A 25,736-nucleotide genomic window follows, 5' to 3' on the forward strand; every position below is an offset into this window, starting at 1 on the left:
ATTTATTTGCCAAGACAAAACGAAGAAAAAACTTGGTCTAAAACCTTTTCAGCGACATTTCTTCCGGTCATGCGAGAGAAAATTTCTAACAATTCATGTAATTGCGCTGCTGCGAGCTCAAATTGCTGATGAGGATACAAATAATCTCCAACCACCGTTAGTGACTGCTGAACTGACAGCAAAATATTTTTGTGGCGCTCATTTAACAAAAATGGCGATTCTTCGATCATGCACAATTGCACCACGTCTTGAATCTGCTTCCAAAGCTCATTTACTCCTTGACCGGAAAGCGCACTCACAGAAACATGAACAACCGGAAAAAGAATATTTAATCGTGCAAGCACGTCATAATCTATCGCGCTATCTATTTTATTCTTAACCACTAATAATTTATTACAACTCTCACGACTCAATCGAGCGTACAATTCATCTTCTTCTGCTGAGATTTTACGAGTAACATCAACAACCAAAACAACAAGGTCTGCTCGAGCTATTTCACTCAAAGAACGCTCGATTCCAATTTGCTCAACAACATCAAACGACTCTCTGATTCCAGCAGTATCAACAAACGTCACCAAAGCTCCATCTTTAACAACAGTTGCATCAACAACATCGCGAGTTGTCCCTGCAACATTTGTCACAATTGAACGGTTTGCTCCAACCAACCGATTAAACAAAGTTGACTTCCCGGCATTTACTGAACCGACACAAACAACTCTAAAACCATTCTTCAAATGATTTTGTCTATCGCAATTTACAACCAACGTAGAAACAGAATCACAAACGGCATCATATTCTTTTTTTACCAGATGCGCATACCCCAAGTCTTCATGTTCTTCTTCAACAAATTCAAAACTCGCCTCAACAAACGCTAGCAAGCGAACAATCTGCTCTTCGATTTCCGATATTTTTTTTGATAACGAACCATCAACCTGCGCTAATGCACGATCTACAGCAACTTCATTTTGCGCAACAACAAGTTCGTGAATTGCTTCTGCTTGAACAAGATCAATTTTTTCATTTTCAACTGCTTGTCGAGTAAATTCACCTCGATCAGCAATGCGCGCCCCAGCAACAACTGCAGCATCTATAATTTTTTGAACGATAATCGGATTTCCGTGACAGGTTATTTCAACCGTATCAAAACCTGTAAACGTCTTTGGACCACGCATTATCAAAAATAAAACTTCATCGATTACCAACGTTGTCTGCGAATCAACAACTCTTCCGTATCTGACAACATGACTTTCAAAATCAAAAATTGTTTTTTTAGCAGGAAACCGAGAAATTTTTTTTACTACTTCAAATGCATCGTGGCCTGAGATACGGATCAACGCCGCAGCCGCAGCGCCTTTTGCCGTACAACAGGCCACGATAGATTTTTGCTTCAGATCAATCATGAAGCCGAATCAAATCTAAATGGATCTTGCCCTGGATGAGAAAGCGTAATTCTCAATCCTCTAAATCGACGTTTATGTTCTCGCTTCAAAAACTGCAACAAAACAAACGATAGCGAAGCATAGAGCGAACGGCTCAAATCGGTATCCATAACAAAATCTTTACTAAAATCAACGTGCAATGTTTTTGATGCAACAGTAACCTGAAATGTAACATCGTAGCCGATCGTATCAATAATCTCTTTCAGCCACGCACGAACACTCTCAACGTACGCTGCTTCCCAAACGTCTGCAACTACAGCATCATCACCAGAAATATTGCTTGATGAATCTACAAAATCAGAAACAACTTCTTCTGTCGAAAAGTTTTTTGGCGCAACAGGGCCTGCCGAATCATAAGAACCATTTTCAGATGCATAACTCAATAAACCACGAGGCTCATCTGACTTTCGCTCATTCTTTCTCGGAAAATCACTTTTTTCTCTGCGAGGCTGACGACGTTCACCACGAGATGCAGATTCTGTTTTTTCAGATTCAACACCAGCGAGCAAACCTTTATATTCACGAGGCTCTCTGGAGTCGCGAGAATCACGATCTCTAGGTTCACGAGCATCTTTTGAATGAACTGAGTTGCGCTGAGCTGGTCTACGATCATCTCGTTCTCTTTTAAATTCACCCGAATCACCTCGCGCCGATTCGCCACGAGTATTTTGCTTTTGATTTACAGCTGATCCTGCATGATGCTGAGAGGCTACGCTTGAACCTGAACCATTTTGTGGTTTATACGTAATCGAAACAACAGCAGGCTTTGAAGAAAAACCAAAAAAACCTTTTTTTCCAATATCATGAATTTTAATAGAAAATTCTTGGGGAGAACCAGCTGCTTCCCACGCTTGATAAATTGCACGCTCAATTGAATTCGCTTCTTGAAGCAATGACTTCATATAAAAACCTTCCAAGGACTATCAAATCCCTATTGAATAAACTACTGATGAGTAAACGACCTTTTGCAGGGACGATTCAAAAAAAACCACTCTCGTCCAGCTCGCATTCGGTACGCAACACATCGTAAACGCAATGCCCACTCTCTGTCAAAAAATCATCATCCAAGCCACTTATCTAAATGAAGCTCCATTTTAAGAAAAATATTTAAGAGAAATTTTAAATTAAAATGGAGCGGGAAACGGGATTCGAACCCGCGACCCCTGCCATGGCAAGGCAGTGCTCTACCGCTGAGCTATTCCCGCACGATAAATGGAAAGGACTTCCATAGACACATGTGAAATCCTACTTTACAACCTCGCTCATGTCAACAGCAAAAATCGTCTTTAAATCTCTTTTTTCTCAGATTTTGTTATTCAGAAAAAAACTGTGTCATTAAAGATTCCAAGGCCGCTTGATTTTTATACCCAAGAGACTTGCCAACAATCTTGCCCTCATCAAAAAAGAAAAAGGCTGGAATAGAAGAAACACCCAAAGCCCTGGCAACATCTTGCGATTCATCTATGTTTACTTTAAAAAAACTATGAGAAACGCCCCATTTTTTAGCTAAATCATCAAAAACTGGCGCAACCATACGACACGGGCCACACCAAGGCGCAAAAAAATCAACTATCACCGGCAATTTCGATTGCAAAACTTCTTTTTCAAATTCTTGAGACGTCAATACTCTAACCATGACAACAATCTCCTCTTTTTTTGCAAAATAATAGCACACAAAAAGATAAAATCATCCTCAACGTTTATTGTCTAGCTAAAAAATCATAAAATGTTCGTCGTTCCAAAGATCCAAAAAGTTGCGGCTGTTCTACAAAATGCCATGCGGTTTTATCTGCAGGTTCTCCCAGTCGAGACCACCGATTAAACCAACACCCATCATTTCCCGCTAAAATTTCATTAAAAAACCATGGGTACGTATCCCCGGTTATTTTTGAAAGCATAACCACACTGCTATGAATAATTTTTGAATTAAAGGCTTTTTCGACCACCGCACGACTCTTGTCAAAGGCAGATGCAAAAGTAAACAAATGGAATGGCTGACCATTAGACAGCTCTCGACACAATGAACTGGTAAACCAATTTACAGACAAAGAAGGCAAATAACACATAATTCCATCACTTAAGCCAACATCCTTAACTGCTTTTAAAATTAATTCCCCACACTCTTTTGTTCGTTTTTTTGCATATCCAACAAAATCTGGAAACAAGTGCGCATGCATAATTTTTTTTAAACATTCATGCCCAGAGGCATATTGTATCTTTTTCGATAAAGCATATGGACGCAAAAATTCATCATCACACAACATAAACGGACTAAACTCACTGGCGTTTTTTCGTCCATACAACTCAAGATCTATAACAATCCCCGAAAGAGCAATTTCCTTATCAAGCTTTTGCTTGCGATAAAACGCCATAAATGAATGTAGCGGCTCGCAAACTTCCTCTCTCCAAAAATTAAGTGAAACAGGGGAGGGCACATCGTAAAAAACATTCCCAAAAACATCTATCGCATATTGAGCAGGAAGATGATCGGCATACAAATTATTAGCAATCTCAAAACCAATAAAAATTTTAGGTATTTTCTTTCCAAGCTCGGCCGATCGTCGCTTGAGAGAAGTTATAAAGCGTTGAACTCTTGCTTCAACAACCTCTTTTTTTTCTGGGTTTTTTGCATGTTTTCCATAAATCATCTGGGGTGAAAGGCTTATCCACAATCGATTGATTCCCGATAACAACAAAGAATCAGTGATTTCCTGCTGCGACTGTCGCTTTATCTGCAAATCCAGATAGGTCAAATCTTCTGATTCTTCAAACGCCACAATCTCCATCCAGGCTGTTTTTACTTTACATTTTTTTTCACTTACAACTTTTTCATCAAACTTAAGTGTTGATTTGTTATTTTTCTCAATCCCTCGGGCTATTTTTTCTGCATCATGCTCGCCGCGTAAATCAACTAATAAATCAACATCTAACCAAAACGAAGAAAGCGCCAAATCAAATGTCTTCTGAATACTCCTTTCAAGCGGGTATTTCAAAAAAGACTCCTTCAAGTCCCCAGCAAATAGAACCTCACCTCGAACAAAACCAAATGATCGATCTTTTTTTTCATCAAACAACCAAACTCCTAGCGGCAAAATATTCTCAACAGCAGAAAGCCGTTGATTTCTCGCATCATTCATTATCGGCAAAGAAATTAATGAATAATTCTGCTTTTTAATCGAAAAAACACCGTTACTCGCTACAGAATTCCTCGTTGGGAGCCTCAACATTGTGTGGTACCACGATTCATCACTCAAAGCATTCCCCCTAAAAAAAGAGAGGAAATCCTGCGCCATTTTACCTAAAAAGCCCCCACCAGACTTCCACCCAGAAGAAAACTCTTCAAGCCCTGCACCCACAAACAAATCCGTAAAAAAAGCCGCCCAAAAAGATTCATCTTTATTTTGCGGCAAAGCCGGCAAGCAAAATATCGTAGCGCCTCCTGGGATTGAAGCGGCATAACAAATGGCATCCAAAAGCATATTTGCAACAACATGACTCTTTTTTGCCATAAAAAATTCATGGGGAAGAACAAAAACCGTAAGCGAATAATTCCCCGCCATAAAAGCCTTTGGTCCATTTTCTTTGCCGCCAAAAAGCGAGTAATGAGAAATACTCCAACCCAATTTTTCTAAAAACTCACTAGATCGCTTTACCGATGAAATATCATCCAGGGTGGCATCAAAAATAGCTGCAGACTTAGCACTAGCCGCAAAACAAGTGCTCATAAAAGCACCCAGGACAAAAAGCCTTATTGAAAAAAATCGCGTTATCGCAAACATATCAAACCCCCAAATAATCCCTATTTTTTGAAAAATACCATTAAAAAACTTTAAAAAGCATTAAAAATGACCTCTTTTCAAAACCAAAGACCAAATCCAACCCAAGGTTACTATTGCAGCTTTTTTTATGACCAGTATACTGAAGTCGTTAGTTATCCACTTGTCGCCGATTTAATTCGGCCCGTAAATCTTAAGACCAAAGATACTTGTTATGAAAGCATCAAATCTTACAAAAGAAACCGTTCTGCAAGTAGATCTTCCTCAGAGAGATTTTCCGACCTTCAACGTTGGTGACACCATTGAAGTCGATCAAATCATCCAAGAAGATAAAAAAGAACGTATCCAAAAATTTGCTGGCAATGTTATTGCAATGAGACGCAACGGTGCGGGTTCAACCTTTATCGTTAGAAAAATTGCAGCCGGGAACATCGGAGTAGAAAAAATTTTTCCTTTTTACTCACCAATAATCTCTGCAATCAAAGTCCTCAAAGAAGGTATCGTACGAAGAGCTAAGCTTTTCTACCTTCGAGACGCTGTTGGTAAAGCAGCAAAAATTAAGGAAAAACGTCGCGACGATTCTTCTAAATAATTTTAAAGGGAAGTTAAAAAACTTCCCTTTTTTATTTTTTGTTTGATAGTTTTTTAAAAATTCATCTTCTTATCTGTTATTAAATATATGAAAAAAGTTATTCTCATTCTTTTTGCGTTTACTGCACTTCATTATGTACTTAAAGCGAACCTGAGAGTTGGCAACACTCGCTATTCACATTGTGCTGTATCAGGATCACAAACAATCCTTGGACCATTTAATGCGGAACACGCAAAACTTGGAGCGCTTACAGTCACCGGAAATTGTGACCTTGATGAATCAACAGCCGAAAGCCTTTCAGTCACTGGTCCCTGCAAGCTCAAACGTTCAAAAATTTCTCGACATTTTTCTGGCACAGGATCGCTCACAGCAAGTCACACTGAATTTGGTTCTTGCTCAAACACAGGACCTCTTGATTTTAAACATGTAACAATTGACGGCTCTCTAAAAAACACAGGTCCATCAACAATCGTACACTCGAGTGGAACTGAACTAAAAATAACCGGCCCATGCGAATGTGAACACAATTCATTTGAAGGAGGCGAAATAACAGGAACAACAAAAATCAGTGACTCAAAGTATACCAAAAAACTCATTCTAACAGGACAAACCAACCTTAGATCATCATCTTTTGGATCTTTAAAAATAACCGGCAAAACAACCATCTCTCACTGTTCTGCTCATGATGCAGAAATCACAGGAAACTCACTTGTAGATGATTGCGAAATCAAAGAAATCACACTCACGTGTCAAGACGCAACGTTCGATTCGTGTAATTGCAACGTCTTGTATGTTGAAAAAAATGATTCATCAAAATCAATTAAAGATCCTACCGTTATCAAAATTGCTCACTCGAACAAATCAAAACCCAATAACTACATAAAGCGAATTGTTTGTGCAGACCCTGAAACTAAAATAATCTTTTTGGCTGGCTCAACCAAAGCCGATGATATCAAGGGAACCGAGCACATTACCTACAATTAATAATTGTGTGCATTTGAGTTGAGCGATGCTACAAACTCAACAAAAAAACTGCTCTTCAGGAACAAATAAATCCCAAACGAACACAACGCAGAACCAATCAAGCACAAAAGCAAACGATACCAGGACGAACGAACAAAACTAACTGCCCAATAATAAAGTAAACTGATACCTGTTATAACTACAGGTATCATTCCCGATCGCGGAACAAGCATCAAATGATACATTAATGTTGTGTACGGCGTCTTTGTAAAAATAATTGGAAAAAACAAAAACGACATGACATCAAAAAACAACACAAACAACCATGTTACTGTCAATCGCAATGCTCGTTTTTTGAATGCAACCTCATCGCCAAAAAGAGCCATAAACAACATATAAAAAGAAATAATCGGTGTGCCAAGAACAAAAAAACTCAACACCAAGAGGGAAAGATACAACCCCACCAAAACGCCAACTTGTTGAGCAAGAAATACAAGATACGCACAAAACAAACCACCAAATAAAAATCGTTTATATTTATACATGCATTCCCTGAACGGTATAAAACTCAGTAGCCAACTGCTTCAAACCATAGCGAAATTTAAAAAAAATTACAGCTCTTTTCCTAAATCAATAGCATCTGAATTAATATTTTTATTAACTAAAAACCTACCCCTCAGATGCAATTCGTATTTTAAAATTACGCCCTAAAAACAATTACCGTAATACATGCTTTATTCCGCACTCGCTACAAGCTCAGAGTCCAAACATATTGGGTCACGCAACTCGATCTTACCATACAATTCTTGTAATTTTTTTGTCGCGTGCCTGGAAAGTTTTTTTGCAATAACAATCAACTTTGGTTTTTTTATCACACCAGCAGCTACATGAATTTGCGGATCTCTATTTTCCTGATCTGCTAAGAGCTGACCCAACAAAGCTTGAACACCAGATTCATCTGCATATTCAACACACAGGCCTGTCGTTTTATCCACAACCTCAACAACCAACTCTTTTTTTTCTACTCCAAACCGCTCAGCAGAAAGCGCACCTTGCAATCGCTCCAAAAGAGATTTTTGCTCGTCCGCAAATCGCACGCGTCGCGGAACCCTTGATGTAGGAAGAATCACATGCGCATCAGCAACTTTTTCTGTCAAAACTACACGGCTTGGACGTCTTTCAAAAACAGGCACTGGCTGTGACGCTGCAACTGATAATGGAACAACCACAACGGGTTGCGATGTTATTGTTATCATATCTCGAGTAGCTCTGATACATGTAACTAATTCATTCCCTAGAACATCTTGCGAATCACACGCAATACATTTTTCGCCATCATGCAAACTCAGTGCAAACGTTTCTGGATCTTGCAAAACAACAATATTTTTCTCAACACCCCTAACGGTTGTTTGGGTTGTTTGAGTGCTCACAAGATCACTGTGAGTTTTAGATGAAACTAAACTTTTATCAAATTGCCCACGAACAAATTGAATGGTCAATAACGAATAAGGCAAGGCTTGCTTTAAGCAAACTCTATGTGGCGACAATGTCGCCTGCCCTTCACAAAATTTAACATCGAAAACAACCTTCTTTTGGCCTACCTGAAAAAGATTCAAACCAAATCCATACAAACTCAAATCATCATAAGAGAGTTTCTGTCGCCCTAACCCATCCCTAACAGCATTAAAAAGGCTCGAAACCTGTTTTTGCTCAAAATCAAATGCCGATAATACCATTTTTTGTGGATCAATAGCCTGTCCCAAAACAACATACGGAAACGAGACATGCTTACTATTCAATAATTCCAACATAGTGGTTTTTAAGCTTGCTGCGCGCGCCTCATCTTGAGCAATAAAAAATATACGCTTAATACCAGAAAACCAGGTGTATGCTTTCGCATTTTGTTCAAAAAAATTGTTCAACGAATCATGTTGAGCTTTTTTTGAAACCACCACAATCACACTGTCGGGAAAAAAGCAAGCACCTCGAGCGTACAAAACGCCAGGAATCAAACCCTTCCACTCGTTAAAATCTTTTTTAAAAAGGATGGGTATTCTTTGTTTAACTTGTTCAAAAAAAGCTTCTTCTGATTGAGAAAAAACCTTTAATCTCGCCCACAAGTCCAAAGTTTTTTCCGACGCAGCCTGCCTGCAACTATACAATACAGCTAAAAACCCTAAACCCAAAGTACCCTTTAAAGCCCATCCACCAGAAAAACTCAATCCAACCTCAAAAAACCGACAAAGAACCTGAAACTGAGGACATTCAGGAATAACCACCTGCGCCGAAATAACATCATCAACCTTCAGCAGATCGACAGTAACTCGTACGCACTCAACGCCATCTGGAAAAATGAATTTTATCGAAAAGGTATTTTTTACAGCACTTGAAAGACGTAATGCCTCAATGCGTCGAGCAACAAAAGCAAGCGTTGCTTCAAGGGAACTCAAGCGAGCAAATTGATTTTTATGAGCCTTTGAAAGCTCCAAAAACATTGTATAGTCCAGTTTTTTTGACAAATCACACTCGAACTCGAAAAAACGCTCCTGTTCAGAAGAAAAATCTTGCACAGAGACTTTAACATTATTTGCATAGCCAGAAGGCACGAAAAGCCTTTCTTGAGAAAAAACAACTCTTCCAGCTGATAAATCAAGAAAAAAGCCGCCCAAAAATAACGGGAGCATGAAAAAAAAACGAATTTTATTTAATTTTAAAAAATACATACAATCCAAAAAAAGATAAAAACAGTGGGTTCTTATTATACTTTATGATCTTTCGTTAAACAAAAAAGAATAAAAAAGTCCTTATTTTTCCTTTTTAAGCATACTCAAAAAAAAATTTGATCGAAAAAATCTATTTTTTTAAAAAATAAATGCTATAAATATGAAAAATTATACCCTCTTAGACTTTTAAATTATGAAAATAATTCTCATTGCTTTTCTTGTGCTGTACGTAACTCAAGAAGCAAAATGCCCTCCGATTGATCAACCGACTGAAAATGTGACGCATAATGAATCCGCCAAAGAAATCAATAAATCCTCTTTGATCACAGAAACTTTTTGCAAAAAAATGTCTACCGCTTCTCTTTATGAAAAAGTCATGCAATTTCCACTGCAAGATATGATTGATCGTTGCAAGCTTGATCACAACTACACAGATCAAGACATGCAAATTTTAGAAAAAGAACTACGTCGTTTTTTATACCTTTGCTTACAAAACAAAAACGGCGGTACAGGTATGTACTCGAAAGACGTAGACAATCTTTGGCACGCTTTCATCTTGCATACCCCAGAGTATGTTGACTTTTCAAACCTAACAAAAGGTTCTTATATTCATCATATTCCAAAACGTCCAAACGAACCGCAAAAAAAAGATTCTACTGATTTTGCTCTTTTTATAAGAAACTATGAAGCAACATTTAATGAAAAAATTCACCCCGTTTGGTTTATTGATATGATCGAAAAACAACAATAAGGATATATATGAATAAAAAACTACTGTTAATAGCACTTACTCTTGCTCCACTTGCTCAATCTAACATCGAAGAAAGATGCTCTGCCCAAAAAGAATCAATTCAAAATTTTAGAAAAATGATTCTCAACAATGATAATAAGCTTGCTGCAAATGATTGCAGCTCAGATTGTGCAGATTGCAGAGATTAACAAAGGGCCCTTGTCGGGCACTTTCCTTTTTAAAAAGATCTTTTTATCTCAAGGATATGTATGAACAAAAAACTACTTTTAATAGCACTTACTCTTGCTCCACTTGCTCAATCTAACATCGAAGAAAGATGCTCTGCACAAGAAGAATCAATTCAAAATTTTAGAGAATGCATTCTCAATCATGACAACACATCGGATATAAATATAAAATGCAGTAGTAAATGTGTCGGTTGCAGCAAATGCAGAGGTTTCTGCGGCTCTTGCAAGAGCAGGAATTAACAAAGGGCCCATTTTCGGGCCCTTCTCTTTTTAAAAAGATCTTTTTATCTCAACGAACGATTTCGAGCATTTTTGATAATTTGTTCCAATCGCGGGTTTGATAATTTTTGCTTACGCATCTGATCCAAGAAAATATCAAACGCTACATTTACATCACCCACACCTGGAGTCAACGTATACGGATATGAAACAACAAAATCATCATCAACAGATGCTGTTACTTTATAATTTTCAAAAGCTCCATTGGTCATAGTCTTTAATGCAGTCAAATCTTTGTAGTGCGTTGCAAGTACATAATTTACTTTTTTATTCAAAGCAATTTCTGCACACAACTCAGCTGACAATAAAACCGCAGGATCAAATTCTGTACCACTAAACAATTCATCGGTTACCACAAGCATCTTTTCTCCGTCTTGCAATTCGTCTGCTTGCTTAAGAACAGAAACCACATCAAATGCTTCCGCCATAAACTTTGACTGATTATTTGCGGTGTCATCAACACTAGAAAATCGTGCAATAATTTTTTTGTACGGAGTTAAAACAAATTTTGACGCACAAGCAACACCAAAATTTTGTGCAAAAAGAACGTTAACCAAGAGCGACTTCATCGTAACAGATTTACCGGCAGCATTTGGCCCTGTAATAATCATATTTTGCGCATCATCAGAAGTTCTACCCAAAATAATTGAGTTTGACCTGACAACAGCTTGAGGCAAAATTGGATGCCACATGTCTTCTGCAATAATACGCGCTTCTGACGATTCTTCATCAAACTCTGCAAAACATGTTCTAATCGGAGCTCCGATATCATTGGTTGCATTTTGCGTATCAACAATTAACTGCGCTATTGCTGCATACGCATCAACTTCACCATAAAATTGAACCGCACTCGAAAAATCGGAAACTGTCTCGCCAAGTAACTTGGTCATATTCAATACTTTGGGATGACTAGCCGAAAGCATGCTATATTGTTGATCTTCTTTAAATGACGAACTTGAAGCCTTACTTACAAGCTCTTGCCACTTTGCAGACAAGCTCGTTTCATACGATTGCAAATACTCAGAATTAACAACAGGCACTGCACTTGCATTCAAATAAGCGAGCAATCCATCAATTCCTTTAACATATGTAGACAGTTTTTGAGCTGTAGCAAAAGCTTCTTCTTGATACTTTTTCATCCATTTAACAAGATTAAAAATACCATAACAAAGAACAGCACAAAGAGCAGGCAAAGCAACTCTATCAATAATCGTGTAATCGGTTTTAGCTCCTTTGGTTATCCAACTCAATACAGCCTGCCCAGCGCCACGATAATTGGTCAAACATGCCAACCCAGCAACAGCCGAAAGGGTAAAATAACCGAGATACATCAAATTCTGCAGAATTACACCAAGGCTTCCTGCTGCTTCCGTCTGTGCAATCTTGCCAATCAAATAAAGTGCTCCAAATAATCCATTTCCGATCGCCATATTTTTAAGCCACGCATATCCAGCAGGATTAAACAAATAAACGGCATAAAAAAGAGCTACCTCAAGACCAACAATCACCATCATTTTTTTAGCTTGAGACATCGCTTCAAAGGGATTTGGAGCCAACGGAATTTGATTTGCCAAAGTATCTTCGTGCGCAGCGATTGAACGTAGTGAACTTTGGACATTTTTTAATAATGCAGGAGAATCAACAAGAGCCTTGATAAAGGCCTGTCTTCTTTTTACCACAGGAAGATTAACGTCAACTTGCGATGCCAAACCAACAAAACATGCTTGACCTGCTCGAGTAATTGTTTTTCCTAATGATCTTACAACTGAATTTTGTCCATCTTTATTGGTGAGCTGCAAATCGGCCAACAATTTTATGCGAGATTTTCGGGCTTCAAATTCTGCGGTAGAAAAATATTTTTGAGTAGTAAGATCGTCCCACGAAATAACCATTCTATCATTCAACAAACTAATCAGCTTAGCATTTGTGCTGACAGGTAAAATCCCTTGAAACAGAGTCGTTTTATCATTATTAATTAACGGTAATGTTAAAAACTGCGACACCAGAGCCAATTCTTTTTTTTGTAAACTTAAATGATTTTGCTCAATCATATCTTCTCCCAAACCGCTTGGAGCAACTAACAGCATCGCTGGCTGCATAACCAATATTCCCAACAACACTTGTGCAATTTTTTTCTTGTATGTAAAAAACACCTTTAATTCACCCTCTTTATAATTTTTAAAATTTCTACAAATTTTTATTAACAAAAAATATCATTGCATCGGCCAAATAGCAGGCCAACTCATAATGCAACATAGTACTTCCTAGATTTTTTACAAATTCAACATTTTTAAGCGCTTCAAACGACTGAATACGTTGATTTTTATCTAAATTCGGGACAAGTATTTTGCTATGTTCAAAATTTTCACGCGCTAAAGCCTGCACACACTCGTCATCGATCGGAGTATTTTTTTCATAAAAAGCAGCAAATGTACTTAAAATCTCATTAGATTTTCTGACATACGCTGTCCATTCATTATCCCAGGTCCAATTTTTAGTAAGAGCAACCACTTCTTGCTCTGCCTGCTGCAAACAAGAGGCATACTCTTCACCCAAAACTGACAACGTTTGATCTGTTAACTGTTGCTTTTTTTCTGCAACATACTGCTCTGTTGTTTTGCCTTTCGCCATTTCTAGATTTTTGATAAAAACATCAATCGCATCAACAAGTGCCTGCTTCCGCTTAAGTTCAGTCAAAACAATCTCTTTTTGACGTAAAAGATCTGTCTTAAAATCAAACCCAGGATCAGAAAACATTTGTTGAATTTTTTTAAGATCGTAGCCCAAATCCTTAAAAAAAATGATTTGCTGAAGCCGTATAAGTTCTGTCGTCGAGTAATATCGATAGCCGTTATCCGCAACTACAGCCGGTTTAAGCAATCCAATTTGATCATAAAAACGAATAGTTCTAACAGTAACCCCTGTTAAATCTGCTAGTTTTTTAATCGTATATTTCATTTTTTTACCTCAAAAAATCTACTCACTTTTTAACGATAAGGCATGACGTTACTGGAAGGTCAAGGGGTATTGTTAAAAAACATTAAAAAAAATTTTTATAAAAAAAGGGGACAGTGAAAACCACCGTCCCCGAAAAAATGTATGAACAAAAAAGTATTATTCAACGCACTCGATACAATCTTCTTCAACGCACTCTGCGCCACAAGAATCATCTAGAATTTCTTCCTTTTCAGAAAAATCTTCTACGGAAAATGAATTATAAACAAGCACCATCGATGGATCCTGAGGTCTTCCCCACACCTCTCTTGAAACCTCTTTTTCTTCAACAAGAACACTTGAAGGAACATGTAACAAAACAGAGCCTTCTGCATTTTTTGAAACTAAGACTTTAAAGCCACCATCAATCACCAAAGAATCATCTCTCACGATTGGAAGTGCTGTTACAAGGGTATTTGATGCAAAGTCATACTGTGAATTTGATGTAACAAAAAAAGATGTCGATGAAGTTGACTCTCTATCAATACGTGCAATCAAGCTAGGGTCTATAACCGCACCAACTTCTTGCACAACATTCATAATCCCCATCAAATCTTCATCCGAAAACGACGAAAATACTTCTTGTTTCACGTCCATAAGCACTTGCATAATTTGCATTCTATTTTCATCAGTCAAATCGGCATTTTGGGCACCAGAAAAATTTGCCAATACGTTATTCAAGAGAATATCTAAAACCCCTTCAAGATTTGCCGTATCATAATCAGCTTTGTGTTTTTTTATAAGAGACACAATGTCTGAAGAAATTTGCTTAATTTGAGCAGAAAGCTCTACAAGATCAGTGTTTATTTCACTAAACTCGGATTGATTTTTCATCAAATCCATAAGCTTTTGATTGCCCATAACAAATCGATCTTTGATTCCCGAGAACTCAATCAAGCTAGAATACTTAAATAACAACGGCACGTATTTTTTTGCTACATGACCGATATCAAGTACAAGGCCGGCATCTTCTGCCATTTCTTGAGATAATCTCTCAAATTCTTGGTCCATGTAAGCAGTTATTTTTTCAACACCATCATTAGTCGCGGATGAAGAAAGCCAATTTTCAAAAAAAAGGCTCATTCCTGAACGAACAACCAATAACCTATCAAGCGGAGATTTTGCAGCTACCTGTTCTTCACCCGAAACAACAGCAACAACCTGCGTGTCAACATCCAAAGATGCCAACAAAGGTAACCCACCAACAAATACCGCGGATAACAAAAGAAGGTTTTTTAAATTTTTCATATTTTTCCTCAAAAAACACACCCTGCAACTCTCTACTATCACAGTAATTCAGTTGCCCAAAAAAGCAACAGGAAGGCCTCAATAGCAAAAATGATATGTTTTTAAAGAAAAAACCACCCGAGGCAACCCTGAAGCAAGCAAATCAATTCTTAAAATTAAGCGCGTTTAGGAATTAAAACCATTCTTTGACGAGGAGGAATCTGAGAACGACCTCCAACTGAATCTTCCAACCGAAAATCAAGTTCGTCACACCCAAAAAAGTTTTTTACCGCATATAACCACTGCTCTATAGAAATCCTCTGATTTTTTTCATGCCAATAAATCATCTTTTTTGAACATCCATTCTGTAAGGAACATTTGCCAAATTGTTTTTTACACCTAGGCTCTTCTTCAGATATCACCGCAGATTCACCCAACTCAACACCAATTATTTCTCCGCTGCCATCAAATAAAAAATTTGCTATAAACCCTGAAGGAAAATCCAATTCTTTTTTTCGAACAACAGTCGAAAGTCGGGTTTTAACTATCCCCTGGTCACATTCAAACCAATAATTCAAATATGGATCGCCTCCAAGAATAGACACATCAACAAAATTATCTGCTAAGAAAAGAGTGAAACAGTCAGATAAGTCTTTAAAAAAAGATTCCTCAAGAAGATTTCCTTTTCCAAAAAGATTTCCCAACTCATCTTCATTCCTATCACGATCATTAAGCCCAAGAAGGTGAATATAAGAAAACCTTTCCTTTGGCAAATCTAATCCATCGCTAGCTGCAACAGTCATTAAAAACATCTTCCATTTATAAATAGCGACCCACTTTTTTCCAGAATTTGGTAAATATTTACTCAAAAAAGTCTCTGCGGCAAACCATACTTTTTTAATCCCCAAAGAAAAAGCTTCAAGTTCGTTCAAAGAAATTAAAGAAAAAGCCCTAAGCGCTTTTTGATTTGCACAAACCTCAAAAGGATTAAGACCAATCAAAAAAAATAAAGTCAACTTATGATAACTAACCATGATTTCATCACAGAATAAACGTATAATCTCCTGCAAATCATTAATGAATTCAACCTTCTCAGGATATTTTTCTTTCAAAACTGAAATGCCTAAAATAAATTGTCCAAAAAGGCTCTCAAATTTTTTTTTAACTTGCTCATCTGATGACATTAAACAAATTTTCATTTTTTCAAATGAATCTGTTACCAACAACAATCCATTCGGATCAAATTCGCCTCTTTGAGCAATTTTTTCAGGGTCAGAACCAAGCAAATCCCGAACAGTTGTCTGCGAAACGTCTTTTCCTGCCGATATACAAACAACATCATCTACGCCATACGCCATTCCAGCAAGACAAATAAAAACCCAAATAAATAACGCTTTTTGATTCACAAACAAACCTCTTCAAGTAAAATTAAATAAGTGTTAATTCTATCAATAAATAGCATTTTTAAAAAATTAACTGTAAAAACCAGCTTTTTTTTAAAAAATTAAAAATCAGCAAAAAACCAATATCACGGAATTAACCATGGACAGAAAAAAACTTGGCCACATTATTGGCGGATCCTTGATTGACGGACTACTCATGCGTATGACGTCTGGCGCAGACATCGAAAATGCCAAAGCGGGCCGATTTGTCTGCATTGATGGCGGAACGTATCGTTTTTTTTCGCTTATTTCCAATATTGCCCTCGACTCAATCGGTGATAATTTTACAAAAACAACATTAGCCACAGAAAACTCATTTACCGCACAAATTCTGCGAAAAAACAATTTTTTTGCGACCTTGTTCATTAAACCACTTATCATGCTTGATGCAAAAAACAATTTAATGCCGGTAAAAACCATTCCTCCTCACTGCGCACCGGTCTATGAAGCGCATGACTCGGAAATTGCACTTATTTTTGGCACCGAGCGCCCGGATAATCTTTTTTTCAATATTGGCACTCCTCTTGATATGAACACCCCAGTTTGCCTGGATCTCAACAAACTAACCGAACGAAGTAATGCTGTTTTTGGAAAAACAGGAACGGGTAAAACATTTATCACCCGCATTTTGCTCGCAGGAATTTTAGCGAAAAAAGCTGGCGTAAACCTTATTTTTGACATGCATTCTGAATATGGACTACAAGCTCGCCAAGAGGGCAATAACAAAAAATTTGTGAAAGGTCTTAAAACCCTTTTCCCATCACAAGTTGCTATTTTTTCTCTAGACCCAGCCTCCACAAGACGACGTGGATGCGCTCCAGACCAAGAAGTTGTTATCGGTTTTGATGAAATCACGGTCGATGACATCATGCTTCTCTCTGAAGAGCTCTCCCTTCATACTACCGCTCTAGAAGCAGCATACCTTTTGCATACTCGATTCAAAAAAAACTGGCTCTCTATGCTTTTAAAAAACGAATCTTCGATCAAAGAACTTTCTAACGACCTAGGAGCCCATCCTGAATCGATGGCTGCTCTTTTAAGAAAACTTAAACGACTTGAATACCTGCCCTTTCTAACTCAAGAAACTACCGAAAAATCGGTTATTAAAAGCCTTCTTTCATATCTGGATCGCGGCATCAGTGTTATTTTAGAATTCGGACACCAAACATCTATGCTCAGTTATCTGTTGGTAACCGGGGTAATTACCAGGCATATTCACCATCATTATGTAAAAAAAACAGAACAATACTTAGCAGACCCTGCAAACCAACCAGAACCCCATAAATTAATGATAACCATCGAAGAAGCACACAAATTTTTAAATCCTCAGGCAGCAAAACAAACTATTTTTGGCACAATCGCCCGAGAATTGCGAAAATACTACGTATCGCTCTTAATCGTTGATCAGCGACCATCTAGCATTGATTCTGAAGTCTTATCCCAGGTGGGAACAAAACTTATTGCACAACTTAATGATGAACGAGATATCCAAGCTGTTCTTACCGGAGCACCCGACAGCGTAAGCTTAAAATCCGTGCTGGCAACCCTTGACTCAAAACAACAAATATTAGCTCTCGGACACGCTCTTACCATGCCGATAGTCTTAAAAACGCGAAAATTTGATGAAACTTTTTACAAAGATGTCTCTGAGATAAGCCTTCCGGGGGGAACCATTCTCTCAACCAAGGAAAAAATCGATACAATTTTTTAACCAATAATCCAAATCGAATAACCATTTTTATCAAAAAAAGAGCTTTTTTTTAGCTCTCTTCTAAAAAAAACCATTCCTCCGCAGAATCTGTATCCTCAAAGAATAAGGTTTGCTCACACATTAAAAGATATGTACAAGATTTTTGGAATCAATAAATGGTAAAAACGCACAAAATCGCTTATTTTTTACTCGTTTTACAATTTTTACAACTCACAGGGGGTCTCTTCTGTGGGGGTGAAGTTATTGTTGATGCCCCAGAAATCATGGAAACAGATCTCCCAAGCGCAAACAAATTCAAACAAATTCAACGACAATGGATCAGGGTAGATGTCTCCTCAAAAAAGAAAGTCGTTTCATTTGATTCAGCGCCAACTGATATTGAAAAAGTTATTTCCGGCGGTAAAAGCTCTCTTCCAAAACACCGCAATAACGTACTCAATTTTTTCATAGAAACAAGCTCTAAAAACAAATCATTAGTACATTTTTCCAAGGAACGAGACTGGGAAGATCTTCAGCTTTTTAATGCAAAAACAACGTTACTAGATTCGTGCTGCAGAACAGCGACAACCTCTGGTGAAGTTCTCATGGCAGGACTTATCACGCATCGCCCATCGATTCAAACAAGTCTAGATAGACGCGATTTTATTTCTGCTCTCAGCGCAAAACAAGACACCAGAGATATTCTCCGAAAACAAGTTAACCGCTTCTCATTAGTTGAAGAAACCTTTTTTAGCCTCACAATGCAACCCGAAGATCCTGTCATTCGGGCTTCAATCGACGATCTAAAACCAAAACTAGAAATTCCTGGCCTCTTAAAATTTTTATTATTTTTAGGACAACCCGTTGCGGCCTTAGAGCTCTGCGGCCTTGAATATCTTTTTAAAAAAACAGGCTCAATGGATAAAATTATTAATAATCCAGAATTCATACGATGGCATGCAATTATCACCCAAAAAACAGCTCACTATTTTTGGAACCCACTAATAAATCAATTATTAGTTGGCTGTTATTTTATTATAAATCCATTACGAATGAATAACGGAATTGCATTCGCCCTACTCAGGAATAACTTCAGAAACGCTATTGTATCTTTTGACAAAGATAAAGACACGCAAACCCTTGTAAGCACAATGTTTAAAAACATTCCGTTACAATTAAACTCTCCCGAAAACCAAATCCCACCATACACTGGGCCCGCAAACGATCCAGTGGCACAATTTATTCATTCAATTCCATATCGCGCTAAACAAGGAATGATCATAACAAAACCAATTTTTACCATAGCGTGGTACATTGCAAAAAAAATGTGGCTTGGAAATTTTACCAACACAAATGTTTTTCCCCTCTCTCCGTTAAAAGGTTTCAAGTCTCTTCTTTGCCTTGTAAACGATTTATTCTTTTGGAACACAAATGAGCTCAGACAAGCTATCTGTGACAGTAAGCCTACTCCGCCATCAACAAGCGCAAGCGCAGCAGAAAAACGCTCCTGGGAAAATCCCGGAGTATTTGATGGGCCTTATTTATCATGGTCTTTAAACGAACACACTCACACAAGCCCATTTATATACGCTGCTCACTCATTACTCAGACTTACACACAAATCTTTTTTTCATGAAGATCCAACATCAAAAGCCGACTTTGTAACCGATCAATCTACAAAAGAAAAACTAAAACAAATTGCGATTAACCATATCGAAAAAGTCAAAAAGGAAAATCCTGGGAATACAACAGCTCAAAACCTATTGGACAGACTCAGCCTCATTACAAAACCAACTGATACCTATATTGACTATCTTTCTTGGTGGAAAAACGTTGGAACACAAACAATTAAAAGCCTATGGAATACCTTTATTGCGCCAAATCAACTCTCAACAATCGATGAATATGCTCAATTAATTCCACGCAAAGATGATTTAAAGGAAATTTCAAGCTCACTTCTTGGGATTCTTTCTCATTATAAAAACTCTCCGCCAGAAAGAACCAGTCCCAGCCGTGGTCATGCAATCACCCAAATGACTGCATGGTTTGTCATCAGTATTTTATTTGGGCGTTGGCTCGATAGACACTTAAATCCTAAAGAACGTGTTGATGCAATCGACAAAATTATTTTTAGCGCAACAAAACCTGCGATGGTTTTATTATCTGCAACTTCAGAAATTTTTGATGCACTTACAACAAACGCACATCATTTTATTTTTCCACCAAGCTTAGCTTCTAAGCTCGCTCTCTTCAAAACAACCTCATCTCAACATGCAGATCTTATCTCCTACTCAAAAGATAAAACATTTACTCAAAAAACAGGTCATACCATTTTTGATCATATTGGAAAAGTTCGCACAGCATACGACTTAATCCAAACACCGGATGCAAAAAAACTACTGGCTCTGTGTATTCATATTATCGCAGAAGTTGATTGCTATCTCAGTGTTGAAAAATTATCAGAAGAATTTAGCTCAACAGAAAACAAAGTTTCACCAGTTGAATTCATTAATGCTCAATCACCATTTATCAACATAAAAAATGGATGGTTTCCTCTGTTTGGAACCAAGTCAATCGGAACCGATTTACTTATGGGAAATGGGCACTCAGAAAACATTCTTCTCACCGGTCTTAATGGTGGCGGAAAATCTATTCTACTCAAAAACATTGTCTTCAATTTAATGTTTGCTCATGCGTTTGGCTGGGCATTTGCAACTTCATGCACGATCACTCCTTTTTCTCAACTTATTCTTCACTTAAATTCTCTTGATAATGCAGCAGAAGGAAAATCTCGTTGGGTTGCAGAAGCTGAAGCAATCGTAGACATGATCAAAGCAGCTCTAACTCAACGATCTGCACAATATTTTATCTTTGCCTCGGGCGATGAGCTCGGAGACGGAACCGCTGCACAAGCATCTATTAATGTTATGACAAAATTATTAAAAGCTTTTTCTAGTCAAAAACACGTTCTTTCTATCATTTCATCTCACCTCCAACCATTAACAGAACTCGAAAAAACAATCACTCGACTAAAAAATTGTCGAATCAATCAACAGCGAAAACTTGAAGACGGAATCAATAAGACAAATATCGCATTAGCAATTTTTGAAAAATTTAGTAACACCCGTACAGATGAAAATGGTTTTGCAGCCCTTTTGGCAAAAGAAATTGCCGCGCAAGAAGAGCAAGATCAAAACTCTTTTTCTCTTATAAGCACATGAAGGTGAAGTAATGAAAAATACCTATAAAAAACAATCGAAAAAGATATTTCTCTGCGTCCTTCTTGTAGTTCACACCCTTTCTCCAACGGCGCTTCTTTTTTCAAAACCAAGAGCTGTACACGTTTTTAAAAAAACAAACATGCATTTACCATCAAGAAAAGCATTTCAAGAAATTGCAAGTTGCTGGGAAGGACTACAACCAGCTGCATATATAAAAAATAAAAGTAAAAAAATTGGTAATCTTGATACGCCTGAACAAGCGATTTCGTTCATCTCTGCCCAACAAGGCTCGCTAAAAAAACACAGTGAAGTAAAACCAATTGCAGAAGCTCTTGAATATCTTTCTGATCTTGCAAGCCCTGCAAGTGCATTTGACCTTTTAAACTCTACCCCTCGAGCGGTTACAGACTTACAAGTTTTTGGAGAAAAAGGCTTTTATAAAAATATTAATCGAACATCATTAGCGCTTGGCCAAGCATTACAAATTACACAAATTTACCAAGGCGCACGCTCAGAACTAGAAGCAACAGAACGCAGAGACCTTATTTCATCTTTTTTAAAAAATCCTGACTTAACAAAAGCAGTTTGCCTGAGAATAAAAGCTCTTCAAAAGATTGAAGCACAATTTTTACGTCAATCAAAAGCCTCTTTTAATCACAATCTTGAAAATAAAATAGAAAAACTTGCGCCATCTAAATGGTTTGGGAAATATCGCGAAAACGCAAGCTTCATGCGATGGCATGCCTTTTTTACTCAAAAAACAGCCAATTGGTTTTTTGGATACGAACACCAGAAAGCAATGTATCTTTTTAGCGCATTCCTTACGATTGTATCGCTCGTTTTAAGCAAACAAAGTCAAACATTTGTATATGATTTTTATTCAGCATTAAAAAATTTTATCAAAAGAACAAACACATCTCCACAAACCGGAACCGGAGTTGCAAGCTCTTCTGTGTCAACAGGAACCACAACACCCCAAGATCAGCCGCAAGTCCCTCCACATACCTTCACACAACAAATTCGCTCATTCCCTCGAGTAATGGTTCAACAATATTTCGAAAGAAACCCAAGCGGAATGTTATGGATCTCTGAAAAATTCTACAACCGAACACTTGAGTCTCCAAGCAAGCGAGCCGCCAGTTTAGAAAGACTCAAAGATGGGTGCTCAGATACCTCTGGTCTTCGCATGCTTGCAGATTTTATGTTTGGTCCACTTACAGGACTATTTAGCGGTCTTGGCGCTGCTACATCAAGTGCTGCAAAAACGCTTATAGATCCATTAAAAGGACCAATTTCATCTGCTCAATGGAAAGATGCTCCGTTAAGCAGCTTAACCTCACTTCCATACAAAAGTGCTGTTGCGGATTTTAAAAAAAGATTTTGTGAAAATTTTGGAGAATCAAGCTTCATGTCTTGGCGTATGAATGGTCTTGATAGTCTGCCAAAAATGACCCAGGAGTACATCTTAAAAGAAATTAATGAAAACAAAGATCTTGCAGAGCTTTTTATTATTGATAAAACAGATCAAACAAATTCAGAGCAAACAATCGCCCACCAACTATTCAAATGGGTAGATCCTTTTGGTTTTTACAGATATTCCGATGCGCTTCAAGACAGCGCAACTCCTGCTGATGGCATCACCAATGCTGCAAAAAAACTTACAGGCGCTCCCGATGAAGAAAAAAATCCATTTAAAATGCTAAATACTGTGCTAAATAATTTACCAGGCATAAACAACCTTTTAACCGGAGACCTGGGACAAATAAGCGTTCCTGCTCTTTTTTCTAATCCATTCACCATGATTAGATCAATCATGATATCTCCAGGTGCCAACTTATTTAAACTGCTTTTTGGATATGGAGGCAGAACTCACTGGAATTGGGGTTTTCTTGGCCTACGAACGCGAGAACTTTTGTATGCTCTTTCAAATCCATTTGTACAAGCAGCATTCAAAGAAAAAACTTCTAGGACTCATGAACACGGTGGAAATACCTATAAAATAACGTTTGCGCCAAATTTATTTAATTTAGCGTCCTTACTCAGACCCGCTTTTTATTGGGCAAGATGGCTATACTATAAATCATATATAACAGAGACTCCTGCTAGCAGGCTGTCAAATACATATAACGCGGAAAGAATTATTCAAGCGAGAATAGCTGAAGATGCGAACAAGAGCGATTCTCTTTTTGATGGATGCGATTTAAATGCCTTTAAATTGTTCACCGTCGAATCAGTTAACGCCGATGGCTCTATTTCAACTGAAGATATTAGCAAACAACAAGCATCAGAAATCCTTCTTGAAGCAATAAATACCGGAAAACTTCAACAATTATTCCAAACTCGTAATACGCAAGGCCTTACGGGAGATGAATTAGCGCAAGCTCTCAAACATAATCAGTCAATTCTAAACAAAAAATTAAATTGGAAAAAATTCATCCTTGGACTTGAAGTTCTTGCATTAGTCACCATCTTTGTCGGTAGTAAATTTTGGTCAACGTTTGTTTTTGGAGCAAAGACGAAAGTTGAAATGTACGACGTTCTTGATAAATACATGTTCGAATCCGTAAAGCCGTCGATTATGTTTGCAGAACTTACCAGACAAATCAGTGGAATCTTCAAAAACAACTCACACGACCTGCCTCTTCCAACTTCTTTAAGAGAAAAATTTGCTCATATTGCTCATACCAGCTCAAAAGAATGCCAAGAATTTTCCCTTATCGCCCAAAATAGCCTTTTCTTCAAAGACACTCACCCGGGAACATTTGGCGACGTTGGCTCTGTGAGACGTGCATACCAACTCCTCAAAAGACCTGACGTAAAAGAATGGGTTGCAACATGCGCAACAATTATTGCAGAACTTGATAGTTATACGGGAATGGCGCGCCTTGTTGTTGAACACAAAGACATTCAAAATCCTTACGCACCAGTAAGATTTGTTGATCAAGAGAAACCTTTTGTTCACCTTGAAAATTTTTGGTTTCCACTACTCAATCCATATCTTCAAAAATCAAATTCTCTCACCCTTGGAACCCTTGAAGATGCAAGCCTTGCAGAATACTATCAACTTACTGAAATGCTACCACCAAGCGCTTTGATTACAGGAATTAACGGAAGTGGTAAGTCGATTGTTCTTAAAGGAATCATCTGGGCAATTATGATGGCTAAAACATTTGGGTATGCGCCATTAACAAACGGCGTCATGACATTTATTGATAAAATGATTGTTCATCTAAGTAGCACAGACAACGCAGCTGAAGGCGAATCATGCTGGATAGCTGAAGCTAAAGCCATGGGACAGGCAATTCACACAATGCAATCACCTCGACAAGGATACGAAAAAATTCTATTTATCGGTGATGAACTTGGAAGTGGAACAGCTGATCATGCATCTATCGCATCTGTCGCTCAATTAATCGAAATCGCAGTATCAACCCCTCACGTTGCATGTATTGTCACAACACATCTACGAATTCTGACTGAACTTGAAAGAATATCAAAAGGAAGAATCCTTAACTATTGTGTAGGAAAAAGACTACTACCTGACGGATCAATCGAAGGACGATTTATGCTCCAAAGAGGTCGCGCAGAAAATAATATCGCCGAAAAAATCGTTAACGACTTACTTCATAAGGGCCACATTGATATCACAGATCCTTCAGAATCGTCAGAAGAAACATGGGAAGACGAAAAATCAGCAGCAACTGAAATACTACCAGAAGTAACCGCATAACAATCCAAGTTGACCTTCACAAAACATCGCGATACATTACCAGCTAAAGCCACAAAAAACAGGAGTATTGTGTATGATGAAAAGAATGTCTTTATTACTTGGAATGGTATCCGTATTCTCACTTAATGCCGCTATCGAAGTTAAAAAAAACGCACTCGATGATATTTTACCAAATGCATCTCGCGTATATGTTGATGCTCAAAGCGTATTCCAACTTTCTACAGCAGGAAACACCCTTGCGCAATGGTCAGATGCAAAAAACAAAGAACTGAACGAATTTGCAAACAAAAAGCAAGCTGAACTCAAAAAAAGAGAACAAGAAATAATGGCTTCAAATATCACACCTGATCAAGTTCCACTTAAAAAACTTGAACTAGAACATTTGCAACGCCAAGCAACCTTGGATATTGAGCGAATGAAAACACAACTCGAAGTTGAACTTTCAAACAAGATGAAAACAGCAGAAGCGGACATCAAAAAAACAATCAGCAATCTTGCGACAGAAAAGGGATGGCTCGAAGTTGTAAATAAATCAGAAGCAACAGCTCTCTTCTATTCGCCAAAACTTGATGCAACTGCAACTGTTCTTGAAGCATTCAACAAAGACAGCAAACTTGCTGCAGCAAAAGAAGTTTTAAGATCCGACTCACAAGAAAAAACCACCGCTCTTTTGAAAGCGTAA

General features: G+C 37.8%; 18 protein-coding genes and 1 tRNA gene. 8 read left to right on the forward strand and 11 right to left on the reverse strand.

Annotation, left to right across the window (positions count from 1 at the left end):
• Window positions 1-2: 2 nt before the first annotated feature.
• The 5 genes from mnmE to FJ366_01185 all read right to left on the reverse strand — a co-directional run bounded on the left by mnmE (window position 3) and on the right by FJ366_01185 (window position 5,164).
• Window positions 3-1,400, reverse strand: a complete 1,398-nt coding sequence (mnmE, locus tag FJ366_01165) for a tRNA uridine-5-carboxymethylaminomethyl(34) synthesis GTPase MnmE (protein ID MBM3894188.1) — start codon at window positions 1,398-1,400, stop codon at window positions 3-5.
• Window positions 1,397-2,341 carry a hypothetical protein gene (locus FJ366_01170; GenBank protein ID MBM3894189.1) on the reverse strand — a complete coding sequence of 315 codons (945 nt, stop codon included), beginning with the start codon at window positions 2,339-2,341 and terminating at the stop codon, window positions 1,397-1,399. Before FJ366_01170 ends, mnmE begins: the two co-directional genes overlap by 4 nt.
• A 228-nt stretch (window positions 2,342-2,569) precedes the next feature.
• A tRNA-Gly gene (locus FJ366_01175) sits at window positions 2,570-2,644 on the reverse strand.
• Between the two features lie 107 nt (window positions 2,645-2,751).
• Window positions 2,752-3,075, reverse strand: coding sequence for a thioredoxin (gene trxA / locus FJ366_01180; GenBank protein MBM3894190.1), 324 nt, complete (start codon window positions 3,073-3,075; stop codon window positions 2,752-2,754).
• A gap of 64 nt (window positions 3,076-3,139) precedes the next feature.
• Window positions 3,140-5,164 (reverse strand): hypothetical protein, encoded by a 2,025-nt coding sequence (locus tag FJ366_01185; GenBank protein MBM3894191.1) that lies wholly within the window; start codon window positions 5,162-5,164, stop codon window positions 3,140-3,142.
• A gap of 265 nt (window positions 5,165-5,429) precedes the next feature.
• Here FJ366_01185 and rplS point away from each other — a divergent pair, with 265 nt between their 5' ends.
• Window positions 5,430-5,807 (forward strand): 50S ribosomal protein L19, encoded by a 378-nt coding sequence (gene rplS / locus FJ366_01190; GenBank protein MBM3894192.1) that lies wholly within the window; start codon window positions 5,430-5,432, stop codon window positions 5,805-5,807.
• 87 nt (window positions 5,808-5,894) lie between these two features.
• Window positions 5,895-6,791 carry a hypothetical protein gene (locus FJ366_01195; GenBank protein MBM3894193.1) on the forward strand — a complete coding sequence of 299 codons (897 nt, stop codon included), beginning with the start codon at window positions 5,895-5,897 and terminating at the stop codon, window positions 6,789-6,791.
• On the opposite strand, the gene FJ366_01200 is transcribed toward FJ366_01195, so the two are convergent.
• The gene (locus FJ366_01200; GenBank protein ID MBM3894194.1) at window positions 6,788-7,315 is read right to left on the reverse strand and encodes a hypothetical protein; all 528 of its coding nucleotides are present in this window, start codon (window positions 7,313-7,315) and stop codon (window positions 6,788-6,790) included. The two genes, FJ366_01195 and FJ366_01200, sit on opposite strands and share 4 nt — an antisense overlap.
• A 189-nt stretch (window positions 7,316-7,504) precedes the next feature.
• Window positions 7,505-9,376 carry a hypothetical protein gene (locus FJ366_01205; protein MBM3894195.1) on the reverse strand — a complete coding sequence of 624 codons (1,872 nt, stop codon included), beginning with the start codon at window positions 9,374-9,376 and terminating at the stop codon, window positions 7,505-7,507.
• A gap of 310 nt (window positions 9,377-9,686) precedes the next feature.
• On the opposite strand from FJ366_01205, the gene FJ366_01210 reads away from it, so the two are divergent.
• Window positions 9,687-10,244 (forward strand): hypothetical protein, encoded by a 558-nt coding sequence (locus FJ366_01210; GenBank protein MBM3894196.1) that lies wholly within the window; start codon window positions 9,687-9,689, stop codon window positions 10,242-10,244.
• Window positions 10,245-10,252: 8 nt separating this feature from the next.
• On the forward strand, window positions 10,253-10,432 hold the full coding sequence (locus tag FJ366_01215; protein MBM3894197.1) for a hypothetical protein: 180 nt from the start codon (window positions 10,253-10,255) through the stop codon (window positions 10,430-10,432).
• Window positions 10,433-10,755: 323 nt separating this feature from the next.
• Here FJ366_01215 and FJ366_01220 read toward each other — a convergent pair whose 3' ends face one another.
• The 4 genes from FJ366_01220 to FJ366_01235 all read right to left on the reverse strand — a co-directional run bounded on the left by FJ366_01220 (window position 10,756) and on the right by FJ366_01235 (window position 16,377).
• Entirely contained in the window at window positions 10,756-12,903 is a 2,148-nt protein-coding gene (locus FJ366_01220; protein MBM3894198.1) for a hypothetical protein, read from the reverse strand.
• A 34-nt stretch (window positions 12,904-12,937) separates the two neighbouring features.
• Window positions 12,938-13,708, reverse strand: coding sequence for a MerR family transcriptional regulator (locus FJ366_01225; GenBank protein ID MBM3894199.1), 771 nt, complete (start codon window positions 13,706-13,708; stop codon window positions 12,938-12,940).
• A 156-nt stretch (window positions 13,709-13,864) separates the two neighbouring features.
• Complete coding sequence (locus tag FJ366_01230; GenBank protein ID MBM3894200.1) at window positions 13,865-14,992, reverse strand: hypothetical protein; 1,128 nt, start codon at window positions 14,990-14,992, stop codon at window positions 13,865-13,867.
• Window positions 14,993-15,147: 155 nt separating this feature from the next.
• The gene (locus tag FJ366_01235; GenBank protein MBM3894201.1) at window positions 15,148-16,377 is read right to left on the reverse strand and encodes a hypothetical protein; all 1,230 of its coding nucleotides are present in this window, start codon (window positions 16,375-16,377) and stop codon (window positions 15,148-15,150) included.
• A gap of 136 nt (window positions 16,378-16,513) precedes the next feature.
• Here FJ366_01235 and FJ366_01240 point away from each other — a divergent pair, with 136 nt between their 5' ends.
• The 4 genes from FJ366_01240 to FJ366_01255 all read left to right on the forward strand — a co-directional run bounded on the left by FJ366_01240 (window position 16,514) and on the right by FJ366_01255 (window position 25,736).
• A complete protein-coding gene (locus FJ366_01240) occupies window positions 16,514-18,124 on the forward strand; it encodes a DUF87 domain-containing protein (protein ID MBM3894202.1) in 1,611 nt (536 codons plus the stop codon).
• Between the two features lie 155 nt (window positions 18,125-18,279).
• Entirely contained in the window at window positions 18,280-21,324 is a 3,045-nt protein-coding gene (locus FJ366_01245; GenBank protein MBM3894203.1) for a hypothetical protein, read from the forward strand.
• Window positions 21,325-21,334: 10 nt separating this feature from the next.
• Window positions 21,335-25,054 carry a hypothetical protein gene (locus tag FJ366_01250; protein MBM3894204.1) on the forward strand — a complete coding sequence of 1,240 codons (3,720 nt, stop codon included), beginning with the start codon at window positions 21,335-21,337 and terminating at the stop codon, window positions 25,052-25,054.
• Window positions 25,055-25,127: 73 nt separating this feature from the next.
• Window positions 25,128-25,736 (forward strand): hypothetical protein, encoded by a 609-nt coding sequence (locus tag FJ366_01255; GenBank protein MBM3894205.1) that lies wholly within the window; start codon window positions 25,128-25,130, stop codon window positions 25,734-25,736.

It is taken from the genome of Candidatus Dependentiae bacterium, assembly GCA_016871815.1.
Taxonomy (GTDB): Bacteria; Babelota; Babeliae; order Babelales.

What these genes read in the sequence shown, in the direction of transcription:
- FJ366_01255 (MBM3894205.1), top strand. Translation starts at nt 25,128, where the DNA reads ATGATGAAAAGAATGTCTTTATTACTTGGAATGGTATCCGTATTCTCA.
- FJ366_01215 (MBM3894197.1), top strand. Translation starts at nt 10,253, where the DNA reads ATGAATAAAAAACTACTGTTAATAGCACTTACTCTTGCTCCACTTGCT.
- FJ366_01195 (MBM3894193.1), top strand. Translation starts at nt 5,895, where the DNA reads ATGAAAAAAGTTATTCTCATTCTTTTTGCGTTTACTGCACTTCATTAT.
- FJ366_01185 (MBM3894191.1), bottom strand. Translation starts at nt 5,164, where the DNA reads ATGAGCACTTGTTTTGCGGCTAGTGCTAAGTCTGCAGCTATTTTTGAT.
- rplS (MBM3894192.1), top strand. Translation starts at nt 5,430, where the DNA reads ATGAAAGCATCAAATCTTACAAAAGAAACCGTTCTGCAAGTAGATCTT.
- mnmE (MBM3894188.1), bottom strand. Translation starts at nt 1,400, where the DNA reads ATGATTGATCTGAAGCAAAAATCTATCGTGGCCTGTTGTACGGCAAAA.
- FJ366_01245 (MBM3894203.1), top strand. Translation starts at nt 18,280, where the DNA reads ATGGTAAAAACGCACAAAATCGCTTATTTTTTACTCGTTTTACAATTT.
- FJ366_01170 (MBM3894189.1), bottom strand. Translation starts at nt 2,341, where the DNA reads ATGAAGTCATTGCTTCAAGAAGCGAATTCAATTGAGCGTGCAATTTAT.
- FJ366_01240 (MBM3894202.1), top strand. Translation starts at nt 16,514, where the DNA reads ATGGACAGAAAAAAACTTGGCCACATTATTGGCGGATCCTTGATTGAC.
- FJ366_01225 (MBM3894199.1), bottom strand. Translation starts at nt 13,708, where the DNA reads ATGAAATATACGATTAAAAAACTAGCAGATTTAACAGGGGTTACTGTT.
- trxA (MBM3894190.1), bottom strand. Translation starts at nt 3,075, where the DNA reads ATGGTTAGAGTATTGACGTCTCAAGAATTTGAAAAAGAAGTTTTGCAA.
- FJ366_01200 (MBM3894194.1), bottom strand. Translation starts at nt 7,315, where the DNA reads ATGTATAAATATAAACGATTTTTATTTGGTGGTTTGTTTTGTGCGTAT.
- FJ366_01230 (MBM3894200.1), bottom strand. Translation starts at nt 14,992, where the DNA reads ATGAAAAATTTAAAAAACCTTCTTTTGTTATCCGCGGTATTTGTTGGT.
- FJ366_01210 (MBM3894196.1), top strand. Translation starts at nt 9,687, where the DNA reads ATGAAAATAATTCTCATTGCTTTTCTTGTGCTGTACGTAACTCAAGAA.
- FJ366_01250 (MBM3894204.1), top strand. Translation starts at nt 21,335, where the DNA reads ATGAAAAATACCTATAAAAAACAATCGAAAAAGATATTTCTCTGCGTC.